This window comes from Bradyrhizobium sp. AZCC 1678, from assembly GCF_036924765.1.
Taxonomy (GTDB): domain Bacteria; phylum Pseudomonadota; class Alphaproteobacteria; order Rhizobiales; family Xanthobacteraceae; genus Bradyrhizobium; species Bradyrhizobium algeriense.
In genome coordinates this window covers 4,677,268-4,693,434 of record NZ_JAZHSE010000001.1, presented here as the reverse complement: position 1 = coordinate 4,693,434, position 16,167 = coordinate 4,677,268, and the positions used below count along the sequence as shown (strand labels likewise).

The 16,167-nt window shown below is 62.3% G+C and carries 15 protein-coding genes; 9 read left to right on the top strand and 6 right to left on the bottom strand.

What is annotated here, in order from left to right:
* Positions 1-4: 4 nt before the first annotated feature.
* The gene (locus V1294_RS22140; RefSeq protein WP_334500135.1) at positions 5-703 is read right to left on the bottom strand and encodes a GntR family transcriptional regulator; all 699 of its coding nucleotides are present in this window, start codon (positions 701-703) and stop codon (positions 5-7) included.
* Between the two features lie 11 nt (positions 704-714).
* Positions 715-1,638, bottom strand: a complete 924-nt coding sequence (locus tag V1294_RS22135) for an ABC transporter substrate-binding protein (RefSeq protein ID WP_334500133.1) — start codon at positions 1,636-1,638, stop codon at positions 715-717.
* Positions 1,639-1,724: 86 nt separating this feature from the next.
* Here V1294_RS22135 and V1294_RS22130 point away from each other — a divergent pair, with 86 nt between their 5' ends.
* From V1294_RS22130 to V1294_RS22120, 3 genes are read left to right on the top strand one after another with little or no spacing between them, the layout of a single operon-like run.
* The gene (locus V1294_RS22130) at positions 1,725-2,708 is read left to right on the top strand and encodes a fumarylacetoacetate hydrolase family protein (RefSeq protein ID WP_334500130.1); all 984 of its coding nucleotides are present in this window, start codon (positions 1,725-1,727) and stop codon (positions 2,706-2,708) included.
* A gap of 48 nt (positions 2,709-2,756) precedes the next feature.
* Entirely contained in the window at positions 2,757-3,533 is a 777-nt protein-coding gene (locus V1294_RS22125; RefSeq protein ID WP_334480613.1) for a cyclase family protein, read from the top strand.
* A gap of 41 nt (positions 3,534-3,574) precedes the next feature.
* Positions 3,575-4,672: an amidohydrolase family protein gene (locus V1294_RS22120; protein WP_334500127.1), complete on the top strand. Its 1,098-nt coding sequence runs from the start codon at positions 3,575-3,577 to the stop codon at positions 4,670-4,672.
* A 125-nt stretch (positions 4,673-4,797) separates the two neighbouring features.
* Here the strand turns inward: V1294_RS22120 and V1294_RS22115 are convergent, their stop codons facing one another.
* Entirely contained in the window at positions 4,798-5,088 is a 291-nt protein-coding gene (locus V1294_RS22115) for a hypothetical protein (protein ID WP_334500125.1), read from the bottom strand.
* 339 nt (positions 5,089-5,427) lie between these two features.
* On the opposite strand from V1294_RS22115, the gene V1294_RS22110 reads away from it, so the two are divergent.
* The gene (locus V1294_RS22110; RefSeq protein WP_334480617.1) at positions 5,428-7,239 is read left to right on the top strand and encodes a carbamoyltransferase family protein; all 1,812 of its coding nucleotides are present in this window, start codon (positions 5,428-5,430) and stop codon (positions 7,237-7,239) included.
* Between the two features lie 30 nt (positions 7,240-7,269).
* Here the strand turns inward: V1294_RS22110 and V1294_RS22105 are convergent, their stop codons facing one another.
* Positions 7,270-8,415 (bottom strand): OpgC domain-containing protein, encoded by a 1,146-nt coding sequence (locus tag V1294_RS22105; RefSeq protein ID WP_334500123.1) that lies wholly within the window; start codon positions 8,413-8,415, stop codon positions 7,270-7,272.
* 228 nt (positions 8,416-8,643) lie between these two features.
* Here V1294_RS22105 and V1294_RS22100 point away from each other — a divergent pair, with 228 nt between their 5' ends.
* Entirely contained in the window at positions 8,644-8,949 is a 306-nt protein-coding gene (locus V1294_RS22100) for an ETC complex I subunit (RefSeq protein ID WP_108519475.1), read from the top strand.
* A 53-nt stretch (positions 8,950-9,002) separates the two neighbouring features.
* On the opposite strand, the gene V1294_RS22095 is transcribed toward V1294_RS22100, so the two are convergent.
* On the bottom strand, positions 9,003-9,500 hold the full coding sequence (locus V1294_RS22095; RefSeq protein WP_334500122.1) for an Lrp/AsnC family transcriptional regulator: 498 nt from the start codon (positions 9,498-9,500) through the stop codon (positions 9,003-9,005).
* Between the two features lie 18 nt (positions 9,501-9,518).
* Positions 9,519-10,187 carry a TetR/AcrR family transcriptional regulator gene (locus V1294_RS22090; RefSeq protein ID WP_334480621.1) on the bottom strand — a complete coding sequence of 223 codons (669 nt, stop codon included), beginning with the start codon at positions 10,185-10,187 and terminating at the stop codon, positions 9,519-9,521.
* Between the two features lie 178 nt (positions 10,188-10,365).
* Between V1294_RS22090 and V1294_RS22085 the strand changes: the two genes are divergently transcribed.
* The 4 genes from V1294_RS22085 (at position 10,366) to V1294_RS22070 (ending at position 16,166) form a co-directional block, all read left to right on the top strand.
* On the top strand, positions 10,366-11,535 hold the full coding sequence (locus tag V1294_RS22085; protein WP_442895370.1) for an isovaleryl-CoA dehydrogenase: 1,170 nt from the start codon (positions 10,366-10,368) through the stop codon (positions 11,533-11,535).
* A gap of 112 nt (positions 11,536-11,647) precedes the next feature.
* Positions 11,648-13,252 (top strand): carboxyl transferase domain-containing protein, encoded by a 1,605-nt coding sequence (locus V1294_RS22080; RefSeq protein ID WP_334500120.1) that lies wholly within the window; start codon positions 11,648-11,650, stop codon positions 13,250-13,252.
* A 2-nt stretch (positions 13,253-13,254) separates the two neighbouring features.
* Positions 13,255-15,261, top strand: a complete 2,007-nt coding sequence (locus tag V1294_RS22075; RefSeq protein ID WP_334500118.1) for an acetyl/propionyl/methylcrotonyl-CoA carboxylase subunit alpha — start codon at positions 13,255-13,257, stop codon at positions 15,259-15,261.
* The gene (locus V1294_RS22070) at positions 15,258-16,166 is read left to right on the top strand and encodes a hydroxymethylglutaryl-CoA lyase (RefSeq protein WP_334500115.1); all 909 of its coding nucleotides are present in this window, start codon (positions 15,258-15,260) and stop codon (positions 16,164-16,166) included. Before V1294_RS22075 ends, V1294_RS22070 begins: the two co-directional genes overlap by 4 nt.
* The last annotated feature ends 1 nt before the right edge of the window (position 16,167 follow it).

Genomic DNA, 16,167 nt, shown 5'->3' with positions numbered 1-16,167 from the left:
GATGTCAGCTCTTGCTGCCTGAGGGATAGACGAAGTCCATGGTCGAGCGAAGATGCGCTTCCAGCATCGCCTGGGAGCCGGGAATATCGCGCGCGATGACCCGATCGGCCAGCAATTGGTGCGCGCGTACGAACTTCTTGCCGCTGTCGAAGGAGCGCATCATCACCCTGCGATAGCGATAGGCCTGGTCGTAGAGATCGGAATGGGCTGATAGCATGCGTTTTGAACCGCAGGCGGCCAGCAACGCGGTATGAAAGCCCTTGTGCAGCCGGTCGAAATCCTCCGCACCCTCGCGGAAATCATCGCCGGTGCGCTCTATGTGCCGGCGCATCTGGTGCAGGGCGCTGACGATTCCCGCCTCCCAGGCGTCGTCGCCATTGACGATGGCGAGGCGGATGGCCTCGATCTCGATCGCGGTGCGCATGCAGGTAATGTCGAGCAAATCCTCGCGGCTGATGTCGGCGACGCGAAAGCCGCGCTGTCCGGTGCCGACGATCAGTCCGCGCGACATCAGCCGCGACAGGCCCTCGCGCAGTGGGGTCGCGCCGATCTCGTAGCGCTGCACGAGATCGACGATGCCGAGCCGCGATCCCGGCGCCAGATGACCGGCCAGGATGTCCTGCTCGACCAGCATGGCCGCACGCTCGCTCAGCGTGACGGCCTCGGTCACCGGTCGGTTCGGTTGGCGGTCGAAAGCCGGCATCGTGCAATCCGTTACTTCAGGACCAGTTTTGAGGTGTCGAGCTTGGATTGCAGCATCTTTTGCGTCGACATCACTTCGATCCACCAGGCCAGTTGTTCGGGCTTCAGCACCGGTTCGGAGCGGTTCGGCGGCGTCGCCTTGACCAGCTCGATCGGCTGCTTGGTGAATTTTGCAATCGAGGCCGACGCCTTTTCGCGGTCGTTGTTGACGATGACAGCGGATTCGGCGAGCGCGTCGCGGAATTTCTTGATCGCCGCGGCGTTCTTGTCCGCCCATTCGCGCGACGCCGCATAGAAGATGATGGGATCGGTGCGGGCCAGTTCGACGGCATAGCGCGCGCCGACCGAGCCCAATCCGGCATTGGTCATCCGCGTCACGAACGGTTCGGCGGTCAGCACGGCGTCGACACCGCCGGACTTGATGATATCGGCCATGGTCAGGAAGGTGACCTCGACGAAATTGACGCCCTTGGGATCGACGCCTTTCTCCACCAGCCATTTCACGAACAGTACATGCAGGAAGGCGTTCAGCCCGGGCGCGCCGACTTTCTTGCCGACAAAGTCCTTCGGTTCCTTGATGGTGATGCCGTTGCGGACAAAGGCGGTGATGTTGCCATTCGACACCGGGCTCATCACGGTCGCCCCGGCGACGGCGACGAGATCGAGGCCGCCGTCGGCCGCCTGCAGGAACACGGTCGAGGTCGGTCCGCCGATCTGGATCGAGTTCGACAGGATCGCCGCCGGGATATTCGAGTTGATGCCGATCGGCGTCATCTCGACCTCGAGCCCGTGCTTTTTGAAAATGCCTTCGTCGATGGCCACCATCGCGGAAGCGCAGTCCGAGGTAGCGGTGCAGCCGACCTGGATCTTGGCCTGGGCAAAGGCGGTGCCGGTCAGCGCCACGCTGACCGCAAGGGCGGCAAGAGCCTTTTTCACGGTGTTTTCCCCACTCACATTTTTCTGTCTTGTTTATCGATATTTTTTTTGATCATATATTTCATCGGAAAACAAGGGGTCATCCAGTGAAACTCGCGACATTCAAATCCGGCGGACAGGAAAAGATCGGAATCGTGCATACGGCCGATACGCTTCTGTTCGATCTCGCAGCCGCCGCCAACCGGAGCGGAAGCGCCAATGCGGCCTTCGCATCGATGCTGGCATTGATCGACGCCGGCGAGAGCGCGCTCGAACAAGCGGCGAAGCTGTTCGAGAAGCACGGCAAGGACGAGAGCCTATCCATCAAGACCGGGACGGCCGAAATTCTCGCGCCAATCCCCGAGCCGCGGCAGATGCGGGACGGCATGTCGTTTCCGCTGCACATCCTGCAAGCCCCGCGCGGACAGCTCAAGCTCGCCGCGCGCGCCAAGAACGACATGGCCGAGCTGGCGCGGATCGAGGCGGAGCCGCTGGGCGAATTGCCGGAGGTCTATCGCAAGCAGCCGATCTACTACATCACCAACCGTTTCAGCGTCCGCGGCACCAACACCACGGTGAAATGGCCGCATTACAGTCAGGTGATGGATTACGAACTTGAATTCGGCATCATCACCAGGAACAAGGGCGCCAACATCTCCGCGGCCAAGGCCAGGGATCACATCTTCGGCTATACGATCTTCAACGATTTTTCCGCGCGCGATGCCCAGCGCATTGAAATGGAAGGGCGGCTGGGGCCGGCGAAAGGCAAGAGCTTTGACGGCGGCAACGTGATGGGGCCATGGATCGTCACGCCGGACGAGATCGGCGATCCCTACAAATTGAAGATGGAAGCACGCGTCAACGGCAAGATGCGTTCGCAGGGCGTGACCGAGGGCATGCTATTCTCGTTCGAGGAGATCATCGCCCATGTCAGCAAGGACGAGACCCTGATGCCCGGCGAATTCATCGGATCCGGAACCGTCGGCAACGGCTGCGGCCTCGAGCTCGGCTGGTATCTCGAGCACGGCGATACCATCGAACTCGAAGTCGAAAAGATCGGCACTTTGAAGAACCGGGTCGAGCGGCAATAGCCGCCTCCGGACAGGTCGGCAAAACAAGAACACCAGCGAGGAAACGCCATGGCGCGCAAGTTGATCGATATCTCTGTTCCCCTGCAAAACGACGTGCCGGCCGATCCGCCCGGCAATCACCCGACCATCCAGTACATCGATCACCAGCAGGGCCTGCCGCGCATGCTGCAGTTCTTCGACGGCCTGAAGGCGGAAGACCTGCCGGACGGGCAGGGCTGGGCGGTCGAGCAGGTATCGCTCTCCACCCACAACGGGACGCATCTAGATGCGCCCTGGCATTTCCATCCCACCATGAATCGCGGCGAGCGCGCCTGGACCATCGACGAAGTGCCGCTGGAATGGTGCTTTCAGCCGGGCGTGAAACTCGACTTCCGGCATTTGCCGGACGGCTATGTCGCGACCGCCAAGGATGTCGAGGCCGAATTGAAGCGCATCGGGCATACGCTGTCGCCGCTGGAGATCGTCGTGGTCAACACCAGCGCCGGCGTCAAATACGGAAGGCAGGACTACGTCACGTCCGGCTGCGGCATGGGTTACGAGGCGACGATGTATCTGCTGGAGCGCGGCGTGCGGCTGACCGGCATCGACGGCTGGAGCTGGGACGCGCCGTTCGTCTACACCGCGAAGAAATATGCCGAGACCAGGGATGCTAGTTTGATCTGGGAAGGCCACAAGGCCGGCCGCCACATCGGCTATTGCCACATCGAAAAGCTGCATAATCTCGAACAACTGCCGTCGACCGGCTTCATGGTGTCGTGCTTCCCGGTGAAGATCGAACGCGCTTCGGCCGGGTGGACGCGTGCGGTCGCCATTCTCGACGGCTGAACGCTGCACGCAACAACAAACAAAAATCGGGGAGAGAACGAATGACGGATTTGCGTACGCCCTCGCTGCGGGGCTGCTTCTGCTGTGGCCGGTCAAGTCCGTCGCTCTCAAACCTAAGCCGACGCGGCTTCATGCTCGGCGCCGGCGCGCTGGCGATATCAGCGGCCATGGGGCGCGACCGGGCAGGGGCGCAACCCGTCGAGGCAAAACCGTTCCGGATTGACGTTCACCATCATCTGTCGCCGCCGACCTACGTGACGGCGTCGAACGACAGCAGCTTCGGCGATCCGCTGATGAAGAACTGGACGATCGAGAAATCGCTCGCGGATATGGACAAGGCCGGCATTGCCACCGCGATGCTGTCGGTGACAACGCCCGCGGTCAATTTCACCAAGGGCGATGCGGCGCGAAAGCTCTGCCGCGAGTCGAACGAGTATGCCGCAAAACTGGTCGCGGATTATCCCGGACGGTTCGGTAATTTCGCGATGCTGCCGCTCACCGACGCTGAAGGCAGCCTGCGCGAACTGACCTATGCGCTCGATACGCTCAAGGCCGACGGCATCGCCTTGATGACGAGCTACGGCGACAAGTGGCTTGGCGACTCGCTGTTCCTGCCGGTCATGGAGGAACTCAACCGCCGCAAGGCGCTGGTCTACACCCATCCGACGGCGGCCAATTGCTGCGTGAACCTGGCGCCGACGCAGCCGCCTGTGATGATCGAGTTCGGCACTGACACGACGCGCACCATCGCCGACATCATCTTCTCCGGCAACGCACGGCGCTTTCCCGACATCCGCTGGATCTTCTCGCACGCCGGCGGGACCATGCCGTTCCTGATCGAGCGCTTCGTCCGCCATCCGCTGCTGGTGCCGAAGGCCAAGGAGACGGTGCCTGACGGTACGCTCACCGAGCTAAAGCGCTTCTTCTACGACACCGCGCAGACCTCCAACCGCGGCGCGATGTCGGCGCTGGCGGCGATCATCCCGCCGTCGCAGATCGTGTTCGGAACGGATTTCCCGTACCGCACCGGCATTGATCATGTGAAGGGACTGCGCGAGGCGGGTGTGTTCACAGACGATCAGATCGCGGCGATTGAGCGGGGGAATGCGCTCAAGTTGTTACCGCGATTGGCAAGCTAGTTTGGCAGCAGGTCGAGCCTCTCCTCACGTCGCGAAGCGATCCATGAAAAAGAAAAGGCGCACCGGTTGTCCGGCGCGCCTCGATCTTCTCCGGTCCCGTCTAAGGCGACGACGACCGGCCTATATCACCACCTGCAGACGCGGACGCCGTAGGGGTTCCACCAGCAGCGCGGACCCCCGCCATAGAAGCCATAACCTCGTCCGTAGTAGCCCCGGCCATAACCTCGGCCATAGAAGCCACGACCGCCGCCGCGATAGAAGCCACGACCGCCGCGGAAGCCGCCTCGGCCACCACGGTACGCCTGCGCCGGCGAAGTCGTTGCGCCTACCAGAACAGCAGACGTGCTGACGAAGTAGACGAAGAACAAAGCCAAAGCTGCAAGGCAGCGAGTCAGGACGTTGTAGCGTTTAGCCATTCGGGAATCTCCGGGTCACTTCCAAGGCATCTGGACTTCGGGACTATCTCACTTAGACGCGCGAGGCAGCTTTCGGTTCAGATGCGCTAAGATAATATTTTTACTAAGGTTCTTTCGAGCTTTCGGGACTTTATTAAGAAGGGCAGGTAAGGTCAAGTTACAGCCGGTTTATCGAGGGTTTTTGCATTGCGCCGTTCATCTTCCTGAATGCTTGCTGAACGCCGATGATTGTGCGCCGCAGAATTTCGAGAGAAGCTACGGCAATGCCACGCCGGCAACTTGATCTCGACACGATTTCCATTTTTTCAACGTAAGACCACCTCGCCTTAACGAGTACCCATGCCCAAAAAACACACTTATGTCCTTGGCCTGAACACCTATGACCATGATGTCAGCGCCTGCCTGTTGCGCGACGGCGCCATCGCGTTTGCGATCGCCAAGGAGCGGATCACGCGGGCCAAGCATGCATCGGGCTTTTACAAGGAAGTGATCGACTATTGCCTCGAAGCTGAGGGCATCACACTCGATGACGTCGATCTGGTGGTGCGCAATTGTTATATCCTGCCGGTCCAGGAAATGGAGGAGCGGCTGGTCTACTTCGATGCGCCGGGCTTCCTTCCGGATTTCGAGCGCGGCGACGCGGCCAAGCACCCGCTGTATCTGTCGCGTCAGGACAAGGTGGTCACGATCTCCCACCACCTGGCGCACGCCTACAGCGCGTTCGCGGTGTCGCCGTTCGAGGATGGCGTCGTGATGATCGTCGATGGCGTCGGCAGCTACCGCTCCGACGTCATGGAATCTTTCCCCGCCAGCGACACGGCGACGCCGCTCGCGCGTGAGTCGGAGAGCTATTACAAGTTCAGCGGCGCGACGCTGGAATGCCTGAAGAAGGTCTGGATGGAGCCGGACCGCGGCTTCCTCAGCGATGAATTCTACACCATGCCCGGTCTCGGTGCGCTCTACAGCCGCGCCTCCACCTACATTTTCGGCGACTGGAACAAGTGCGGCGAGCTGATGGGTCTGGCGCCCTATGGTCGCCGCAACCAGGTCAAACATCTGCTCGAACTGAATGACGGCAAGCTGCAGGTGCCGCACTGGACCGCGGATTTCAAGGAGCCTTACGTGTTCGAACCCGGCAGCAACTGGGAAAAGAGCCCTGCGATGCGGCACTGGGAAGATCTCGCCTGGCGCACGCAGGACGACACCGAAAACGTGCTGCTCGCCCGCGCCCGGTGGCTGCGCGAAACCACCGGCGCAAAAAACCTCTGCATGGCCGGCGGCGTCGCGCTCAATTGCGTCGCGAATGGACGGGTCGCCCGCGAAGCGGGATTCGAGAACGTCTGGATCCAGCCAGCAGCCGGTGACGATGGGATTGCGATCGGCTGCGCCTATTACGGCTGGCTCGAAATCCTGAAGCAGCGCCGCGACTTCGTCATGGACCATTCCTATGTCGGCAAACGCTATAGCGATCAGGAGGCCGCGAAGGAGCTGCAGAAGTTTCTGGTGCGGATCCAGGTCGATGCCGTCAGCAGCGACAATGTCTGCCGCGATACGGCAAAGCTGCTCGCCGATCAGAAGGTGATCGGCTGGTTTCAGGACCGGTCGGAATTCGGACCGCGCGCGCTGGGCAACCGAAGCCTGATTGCCGATCCACGCAAGCCCGAGATGAAGGACATCCTCAACAGCCGCGTCAAGCACCGGCAGGCGTTCCGGCCGTTCGCGCCGATCGTGCTGGCCGAGCGCATGACGGAAATTTTCGAAGGCGAGGAGGACTCGCCCTTCATGCTGATTGCCAAGCCGGTGCGCCCGGAGTGGCGGGACAAAATTCCGGCGATCGTGCATGTCGACGGCACCGCGCGCGTCCAGACCGTGCGCGAAGCAACCAATCCGATGCTTTACCGTCTGCTGAAGGAATTCGAGGCGCTGACCGGCGTTCCCGTGCTGATCAACACCTCATTCAACATCAAGGGCGAGCCGATCGTGGAAACGCCGCTGGATGCCGTGAACTGCTTTCTGACCACGGGCGTCGATCATCTGGTCATGCACAACACGATCGTCTCGAAGAATACGATGCACAAGGTGGTCGCGCCGGTGCTCAACGTCTACGCCGACGTGCGCACGCTGGTGGCGTCGACCGCGCAGCCGGCCTGAGGCCGGCTGCCGCGATCCCGCCAAGAGCGCTCAGGCGGCTTTCGGCGCCGGCGGCTTGAGCGGCTTGTCCTGCCGCTTCGACCAGGAAATATAGTAGGCGACGATGGTCATGATCGCGATGCCGGTCACGCTGACGAGGATCTGAACGAGCAGCGAGCCTGAACTCAACGACAGCATGAAATGTCCGACGAAGGACAGGAACACGCCGACGCAGAACACCGCAAGCGATTGCTGGCCGCAGACGACCAAGGGATCGAAAATCCTCCACTCCAGGCCCGGCCACTCCTTCGGCACGAAGCGGATGACCAGGATGACGATGACGACGAAGTGCAGGAAGCGATAGGGCGCCAGATTGGTCTTGTCGTTCGGATTGAACGTCGAATACAGCCAGTGCGGGAACAGCTCGCCGAAAGCCGGAAACTTGCCGGCCATGGTCATGACCAGCGCGAGGATCATGTAGGCGATGCAGAACCAGAGCGTGGCCGGGTGCATGATCACTGACGCTGACTGCCGTGCACCACCGAGCGCGCACCATGCGCCGAATATGAACAGCACCTGCCAGGCGAACGGGTTGAAGTACCAGGTGCCGGTCGGGTAGGCCGACAGATTCCATCCCGTTTGCCGCGACACCAGCCAAAGCACGATGGCGGCCAGCATGGTCCAGTTGGGCTGGCGCAGCATGATCCACAGCACCGGCGGGAACAGGCCCATCAGCACGATGTAGAGCGGCAGCACGTCGAGATTGACGGGCTTGAACTTCAGGAACAATCCCTGCCGCAGGGTTTCGGTCGCATTGTCGATCAGGCCAGCGACGTTGAAGTCGTTGACCAGTTGGGAATCGCCAAAGCGCAGCGCCAGATAGCTGATCGAGGCGATATAGATCACGAACAGGATGATGTGGGCAACATAGAGCTGCCAGACGCGCTTGGTCAGCCGCGTCGCGCCGACGATGAAGCCGCGTTCCAGCATCATCCGGGCATAGACGAAGGAGGCGGTATAGCCGGAGATGAAAACGAACAGGTCGGCGGCGTCGCTGAACCCGTAATTGCGGGTGGTGATCCAGTTCACGACGTTGTCAGGAATATGATCCAGATAGATCGCCCAGTTCGCGACCCCGCGAAACAGGTCGAGCCGGAGATCGCGTCCTTTTTCTGGCAGGGTGGCGTTGATTTTCATGGCTGCCGTTTCGCAGTAATGATTCGGGAGGATGGCGCCGCAGAATCAGGTCCCGGCCGCCGGATAGCCTAGATTGTCACAGTACGGCATAATGACTATACCGGTACGGAAATGGTACATCCGGGTTTTACGGAATCACCGATCAAATTTCCTGAAAGGTGTCTCTATACTATCCCGGCCGTTTCCACCAACCGCTACCGTGTCGCATACGCAAGGACCCGACCATCCATGACCGCACGCATTTTTAAGCCCGCCAAAAACGCGATGCAATCGGGCAGGGCCACGGCCCGGGAATGGCAGCTCGATTACGAGCCCGAGCAGCCCCGGGCGGTCGAGCCTCTGATGGGCTGGACCTCGTCGGGCGACATGAAGCAGCAGCTCACTCTGCAGTTCGACACCAAGGAAGACGCGATCGCCTATTGCGAGCGCAAGGGCATTGCCTACCAGGTGATCGAGCCCAAGGATTCGGTGCGCCGGCCGGCCGCCTACGCCGACAATTTCGCCTTCAAGCGCGTCGAACCCTGGACCCATTAGCCTAGCCGGCGTGCTTTCCAGCAGCCGCTCGACGCCGGGAGCCCGGACGAGGGCTACTGCGCCGGGCCCGATGCCGCCGGATCGTGGGGTATCGGCAGCGGCGCGTCCTTTGCGACGCCAAGCACCGGGAAGGTTCTGATGTGGCGCACTTCAGGCATCGCAGAAAACTGCAGAAGCTGCTGGTGCATGCCTTCGACGTTTCGCGCCACGCATTTGAGCAGATAGTCGGCGTCGCCCGAAATCCGCCAGCTCTGCAGCACGAGCGGCACCGCGGCGATCGATTTTTCGAATGCCTGCAGCGGGGCCTGGGCCTGGCTCTGCAGCTGGATCAGGACAAAGGAAATGACTTCGTAGCCCAGCAGCGTTTCGTCGAGCGTGGCCCTGATGGCGCTGACATAGCCGCGCTCGCGGAGCGCGCGAACCCGCCGCCGGCACGGCGGCTCCGAAATGCCGACCCGCTCCGCCAGTTCGTTGTTGCGGATACGTCCATCCCTTTGCAGCTCGGACAGGATCTTCAGGTCGATGTCGTCGAGGGCGTGGCGTTCCGTCATGGGCTCCTCACGGGCACCTCATCGGCGTTCCAGCCTGCCACGCGTCGCCGTGCTCGGGGAGGGGGAACGTTTGGGTTGAGCCCGGCTGGGTGTTGCGCCGGGAGCGACGCTCGACAGCACCAGCTTTTCGTGGGCTGCAACGATGGCTTCCTTGGTGAGCCGCCCGCCGGGCCGGTACCAGGTGGTGAGGCCGGTCAACAGGGCCAGGATCGCGAATGTCGCCACCTGGATGTCCACCACCTCGAATTCGCCTTTGGCGACGCCCTGGCTGAGGATTTCCGCCAGCCGCTGTTCGTAGGCGCCGCGCAGCGCCACGATCTCTTCGTAGTTCTTCGGCTCCAGGCTCCGCAACTCGGAATTGGCGATGAAGACCTCGCGCTTCCTGGTCATGTGATAGGTGACGTGGAAGGCTGTGAAGGCGCGGAGCTTGTCGACCGGCCGCTGCTTGCCCTGCAGCGCACGATCGAGCTGGCGAAGCAATTCGTTGATGTGGTCCCGCACCAGCTCGAACAGCAATTCCTGCTTGGTCGAGATGTGGTTGTAGAGCGAGCCCGACTGGATCCCGACCTCGGCCGCAAGCTGACGCAGGCTCATGGCCGCGTAGCCGTGCTCGAAGATCAGGCGCAGCCCGGCCTTGCGGATCGCCTCCATCGTCTTCGGGCCGTGAGAACCGATCGTCCGCGCCATGGGGGCCTCTGGGCATTCGCCGCCGTGGAAACGAGCGGTCGATTGTATAATTCTGTCACGAAATGACAGTAGTTTCAATTGCCTGTAGCTATCATTTGAGGTCCGACAGGTTCCGCTTGCAGGCAAGTTAAAAAAACGTATGATCGTTTAATTCCAAAGAAATACACCGGGGGAAATGATGGCCTCAAACAGGCTGCTTCTCAACTTCGATCTCGGCGAGACCGCGGATGCGATCCGCGAGACGGTGCATGCGTTTTCGCAGAACGAAATCGCGCCGCGCGCGGCCGAAATCGACCGCAGCAACCAGTTTCCGCGCGACCTCTGGCCCAAAATAGGATCGCTCGGCCTGCACGGCATTACGGTCGAGGAGGAGTATGGCGGCACCGGCCTCGGTTATCTCGAGCACTGCATTGCGGTAGAGGAAATGTCGCGGGCGTCAGCCTCGGTCGGCCTGTCGTATGGGGCGCATTCCAACCTCTGCGTCAACCAGATCCGCCGCAACGGCAATGAAACACAGAAGCGCAAATACCTGCCAAAACTGATCTCGGGCGAACACGTCGGCTCGCTGGCGATGTCGGAGCCCGGCGCCGGCTCTGACGTGGTGTCGATGAAGACCCGCGCCGACAAGAAGGGCGACCGCTTTGTGCTGAACGGCAACAAGATGTGGATCACCAACGGACCGGAGGCCGATACGCTGGTGGTCTACGCCAAGACCAATCCCGAGGCCGGCCCGCGCGGCATGACCGCCTTCATCATCGAAAAGGGCATGAAGGGATTTTCCACCGCGCAAAAGCTCGACAAGCTCGGCATGCGCGGCTCCGACACCTGCGAACTCGTGTTCGAGGATTGCGAAGTCCCGGAAGAGAACGTGCTGAGCGAGGTCGGCCGCGGCGTCAACGTGCTGATGTCCGGCCTCGACTACGAGCGCGCGGTGCTGGCGGCAGGCCCGATCGGCATCATGCAGGCCTGCATGGACGTGGTGCTGCCTTACGTGCACGAGCGCAAGCAGTTCGGCGAGCCGATCGGCAGCTTCCAACTGGTGCAGGGCAAGATCGCCGACATGTACACCACGATGAATGCGTCACGCGCCTATGTGTATGCGGTGGCAAAGGCCTGCGACCGCGGCGAGACCACGCGCGAGGACGCGGCCGGCGCCATCCTGTACGCGGCGGAAAAAGCCACCCAATGCGCGCTCGACGCCATCCAGCTGCTCGGCGGTAACGGCTATATCAACGACTACCCGACCGGCCGGCTGCTGCGTGACGCCAAACTCTACGAGATCGGCGCCGGCACCAGCGAAATCCGCCGTATGCTGATCGGGCGGGAACTGTTTGAAAAGACGGCTTAAGCTTCACATCGGGGCAAAGATGATACAGGCTGTCGCATTCTCTTCGAATGGGCTGTTCCGGCCATCCTGAAGCCATCCCAGGGCACTCCAGCATCCAAAGAAAACGCCGACCATGCCGCTTCACTCCACCATCGATCCCACATCCTCTGAGTTTGCCCGCAACGCCGACGTGATGCGCGGCCTGGTGGCGGAGCTTCGCGAGAAGCTTAAAGTGGTTTCCGGCGGGGGCGGCGAGACGGCGCGCAAGCGGCATACCTCGCGCGGCAAAATGCTGGCGCGCGAACGCGTTGACCTGCTGATCGATCCAGGCACCGCCTTTCTCGAATTGTCGCCGCTCGCCGCTAACGGCCTCTATGGCGGCGACGTCCATTCCGCCAGCGTCATTACCGGGGTGGGGCGCATTTCCGGGCGTGAATGCGTCATCGTCGCCAACGACGCCACCATCAAGGGCGGCACTTACTACCCGATGACAGTAAAGAAGCATCTGCGCGCGCAGGACATCGCGCGGCAGAACAATCTGCCCTGCGTCTACATGGTCGATTCCGGCGGCGCCTTCCTGCCGATGCAGGACGAGATCTTCCCGGACGAGCGGCATTTCGGCCGCATCTTTTATAACCAGGCGCAGATGTCCTCGCAGGGCATTCCGCAGATCGCCATCGTGATGGGGTCCTGCACCGCCGGTGGCGCCTATGTGCCTGCCATGTCGGACGAGAGCATCATCGTGCGCAATCAAGGCACCATCTTCCTCGGCGGGCCGCCGCTGGTGAAGGCCGCGACCGGCGAGGTGGTGACAGCGGAAGAACTCGGCGGCGCCGACGTGCACTCCAGGCATTCCGGCGTCACCGATCACTACGCGCAGAATGACGCGCACGCGATCGGAATCGCCCGGCGCATCGTCGCCACGCTGAAGCAGCCGACGCGGGCGGCGCTGAACATGCGCGAGCCGCGGGAGCCACTGTTCCCTGCAGAGGAAATTTACGGCGTGGTCTCCGCCGACGGGCGCAAACCGTTCGACGTGCACGACATCATCGCCCGGATCGTCGACGGCTCGGAGTTCGACGAGTTCAAAAAACTCTATGGCACGACGCTGATCTGCGGCTTTGCCCACATCTGGGGCTATCCGGTCGGCATCATCGCCAATAACGGCATCCTGTTCAGCGAGAGCTCGCTGAAGGGCGCGCACTTCATCGAACTGTGCTGCCAACGCAATATCCCACTGGTGTTCCTGCAGAACATCACCGGCTTCATGGTCGGCAAGAAATACGAGGCCGGCGGTATCGCGCGCGACGGCGCCAAGCTGGTGACGGCGGTGGCGACCGCGGGCGTGCCAAAGTTCACTGTCGTGATCGGCGGCTCCTACGGCGCCGGCAATTACGGCATGAGCGGCCGCGCCTATTCCCCGCGTTTTCTGTGGATGTGGCCGAACGCGCGGATCTCCGTGATGGGCGGCGAGCAGGCCTCCATGGTGCTGAGCCAGGTCCGACGCGACAATATCGAGGCCAAGGGTGAGTGCTGGTCGGCGGAGGAAGAGGACAAGTTCCGCGCGCCCATCCGTGCGCAATATGAACACCAGGGCAATCCGTATTACGCCACGGCGCGGCTGTGGGACGACGGCGTGATCGATCCCGCCGACACGCGGCTGGTGCTTGGCCTTGGATTATCAGCGGCTGCCAACGCGCCGATCGAACCCACCAAATTCGGCCTGTTCAGGATGTGATGATGGACCGCGCAAAACTCTACCGGCGTTTTCGCACGCTCCTGATCGCCAACCGGGGCGAGATCGCTTGCCGCGTCATCCGCTCCGCGCGCGCCATGGGTCTGCGCACCGTCGCCGTCTATTCCGAGGCCGACCGCGACGCCATGCATGTTGCTATGGCCGATGAGGCCGTATTGCTGGGACCCGCGCGGGCACGCGACAGCTATCTCAATATCGAACGCGTAATCGAAGCCGCGCGCCAGACCGGCGCCGAGGCCATCCATCCCGGCTACGGCTTCCTGTCTGAAAACGCCGAGTTCGCGCAGGCGTGCCTGAACGCCGGCCTGGTATTCGTCGGCCCTACCGCCGAGATGATGACCGCGATGGGCTCGAAGTCGGGCTCGAAGGCGCTGATGGAAAAGGCCGGCGTGCCGCTGGTGCCGGGCTATCACGGCGAGGCCCAGGACGAGGCGACGCTGGCAAAATCCGCCGACAAGATCGGCTTCCCTGTGCTGGTGAAGGCTTCCGCCGGCGGCGGCGGACGCGGCATGCGCGTGGTGAATTCGGCCGGAGAACTTGCGGCGGCGATCGTCAGCGCCAAGCGCGAGGCCAAGGCGGCGTTCGGCGACGACCGCATGCTGATCGAAAAATTCGTGCAAAACCCCCGGCATATCGAGGTGCAGATCATCGGCGACAGCCATGGCAATCTGCTCTCGCTCTGGGAGCGCGAGTGCACCTTGCAGCGGCGGCATCAGAAGGTGATCGAGGAAGCGCCGTCGCCGACGCTGGACGCCACGCAACGCGAAGCGGTCTGCGCCGCCGCGCGCAAGGCGGCCGGTGCGGTGAACTATGTCGGCGCCGGCACCATCGAGTTCGTCTCCGACGGCAAGGAGGTGTTCTTCATCGAGATGAATACCCGCCTGCAGGTCGAGCATCCCGTGACCGAACTGATTACCGGCGTCGATCTGGTAGAGTGGCAGTTGCGGGTGGCGTTCGGCGAGAAGCTGCCGCTCAAGCAGGACGAGATCAAGCTGAACGGCCACGCCATCGAGGCGCGCGTCTACGCGGAAAATCCGCAGAAGAATTTCATGCCTTCCGTGGGCCGGATCAAGACCTGGCGCACGCCGGACGCCGTCGACGGCCTGCGGATCGACGCCGGCTATCGCGTTGGCGATGCGGTGTCGCCGTATTACGACGCCATGCTGGCCAAGGTGATTGCCTGGGCGCCGACGCGTCAGGCCGCGATCGAGCGGCTCAACCGCGGCCTGGAAGAGACTGACGTCCGCGGCATCGTCACCAATATTCCGTTCCTGTCGGCCTTGATCACGCACCCGAACGTGCGCGCCAACACCATCGATACCGGCTTCATCGAGCGCGAGTTGAAGAAGCTGACGGAAGCCTCGGGCGCAGCTGGCGATCTCGAGCTTTGTGCTGCGGTGGCCGCGATCGTCAACGACGAGCAGAAGGCGGCGCGCAAGGAAGCCCATTTGCCGTGGCAGACGTTTGGCTGGATGCCGGTCGGAAAGCGGCAGCGGGTGTTCTCGTTCCGGCAGGGGCAGGGCGCCGAGCACAAGGTGACACTGCACTATGGCAACGGGCCATCGACGGTATCGATCGGCAAGCACGAATTCGTTTTCACGACCTCGCCTGCCGATTGCGGGAGTTTCGACCTGACGATCGACGGCATGAAATCGCGCGTCACTGCCGTGATCGAGGGCCATGAGCTTTATTTGCGCACCCGCAACGGCCGCTTCGATCTGCATTGGGTCGATCCGTTCGGCGGCGAAACCGAGGAGCAGGTCGGCGAGGACAAGATCGTGGCGCCCTTGCCAGGCACTGTGGTGGCGCTGCTGGCCGAAGAGGGCGCGGCGCTGGAAAAGGGCGCTGCGATCCTCACGCTTGAAGTCATGAAGATGGAGCAAACCCTGCGTGCGCCCTTTGCGGGCGTGCTGAAGAAGATCAAGTGCAAGGTCGGCGATATCGTCAGCGAAGGCGTCGAACTTGCCGAAGTCGAACCGGTGGCGTCATGAGCGATCGCGTCCATATCGTCGAAGTCGGCCCGCGCGACGGGCTGCAGAACGAGAGGACCCCGATCAGCGTCGCCGACCGGATCGCCTTCATCGAGGCACTGATCGCTGCGGGCCTCCACACCGTAGAGGTCGGCGCCTTCGTCTCGCCCAAGGCGATCCCGCAGATGGTTGGATCTGCCGAGGTGCTGCGCGGCGTCAGCCATCACGTGAACTGCGAACTGCCGGTGCTGGTACCGAACGAGAAAGGATACGAGGCCTCGCAGGCGGCCGGCGCCAAGCTGATCGCGGTGTTTGCCGCCGCGTCGGAAAGCTTTTCGCGTGCCAATATCAACTGCTCGATTGCGGAATCGATCGATCGGTTCAAGCCGGTGCTGGCCCGCGCCAAGGCCGACGGCGTGCGGGTGCGTGGCTACCTTTCCACCGTGCTCGGCTGCCCCTATGAGGGCGAGATCAAGCCGCAGGCGGTGGTCGATGTCGCCAAAGTGCTGTGGGACCTCGGCTGCTACGAAATCTCGCTCGGCGATACCATCGGCGTCGGCACGCCCCTGAAAGCGCGGCAGCTACTGCGCGCAGTGGCGGGCGATGTGCCGATGGCCAATCTGGCGATGCATTTCCACGATACTTACGGCCAGGCGCTGGCCAATCTCTATGCCGGGATGGAGGAGGGCTGCCGCGTGATCGATTCCGCCGCCGGCGGTCTCGGCGGTTGCCCTTACGCCCCCGGTGCGACCGGCAATGTCGCAACCGAGGACGTGGTCTACATGCTCGAAGGCATGGGCATTGCGACCGGCGTCGACATGGCAAAGCTGGTCGCGGCGACCAATGTCGTGAGCGTGCTGATCGGCCGCCCGCCGGTCAGCCGCGTCGCGGCGGCGCTGAATGCGAAGATGCGGGCCGCGACGTAGG

Excerpts from the sequence above, each read along its gene's own strand:
- V1294_RS22140 (WP_334500135.1), bottom strand. The coding sequence starts at position 703 with ATGCCGGCTTTCGACCGCCAACCGAACCGACCGGTGACCGAGGCCGTC.
- V1294_RS22125 (WP_334480613.1), top strand. The coding sequence starts at position 2,757 with ATGGCGCGCAAGTTGATCGATATCTCTGTTCCCCTGCAAAACGACGTG.
- V1294_RS22120 (WP_334500127.1), top strand. The coding sequence starts at position 3,575 with ATGACGGATTTGCGTACGCCCTCGCTGCGGGGCTGCTTCTGCTGTGGC.
- V1294_RS22115 (WP_334500125.1), bottom strand. The coding sequence starts at position 5,088 with ATGGCTAAACGCTACAACGTCCTGACTCGCTGCCTTGCAGCTTTGGCT.
- V1294_RS22110 (WP_334480617.1), top strand. The coding sequence starts at position 5,428 with ATGCCCAAAAAACACACTTATGTCCTTGGCCTGAACACCTATGACCAT.
- V1294_RS22105 (WP_334500123.1), bottom strand. The coding sequence starts at position 8,415 with ATGAAAATCAACGCCACCCTGCCAGAAAAAGGACGCGATCTCCGGCTC.
- V1294_RS22100 (WP_108519475.1), top strand. The coding sequence starts at position 8,644 with ATGACCGCACGCATTTTTAAGCCCGCCAAAAACGCGATGCAATCGGGC.
- V1294_RS22095 (WP_334500122.1), bottom strand. The coding sequence starts at position 9,500 with ATGACGGAACGCCACGCCCTCGACGACATCGACCTGAAGATCCTGTCC.
- V1294_RS22090 (WP_334480621.1), bottom strand. The coding sequence starts at position 10,187 with ATGGCGCGGACGATCGGTTCTCACGGCCCGAAGACGATGGAGGCGATC.
- V1294_RS22085 (WP_442895370.1), top strand. The coding sequence starts at position 10,366 with ATGGCCTCAAACAGGCTGCTTCTCAACTTCGATCTCGGCGAGACCGCG.
- V1294_RS22080 (WP_334500120.1), top strand. The coding sequence starts at position 11,648 with ATGCCGCTTCACTCCACCATCGATCCCACATCCTCTGAGTTTGCCCGC.
- V1294_RS22075 (WP_334500118.1), top strand. The coding sequence starts at position 13,255 with ATGGACCGCGCAAAACTCTACCGGCGTTTTCGCACGCTCCTGATCGCC.
- V1294_RS22070 (WP_334500115.1), top strand. The coding sequence starts at position 15,258 with ATGAGCGATCGCGTCCATATCGTCGAAGTCGGCCCGCGCGACGGGCTG.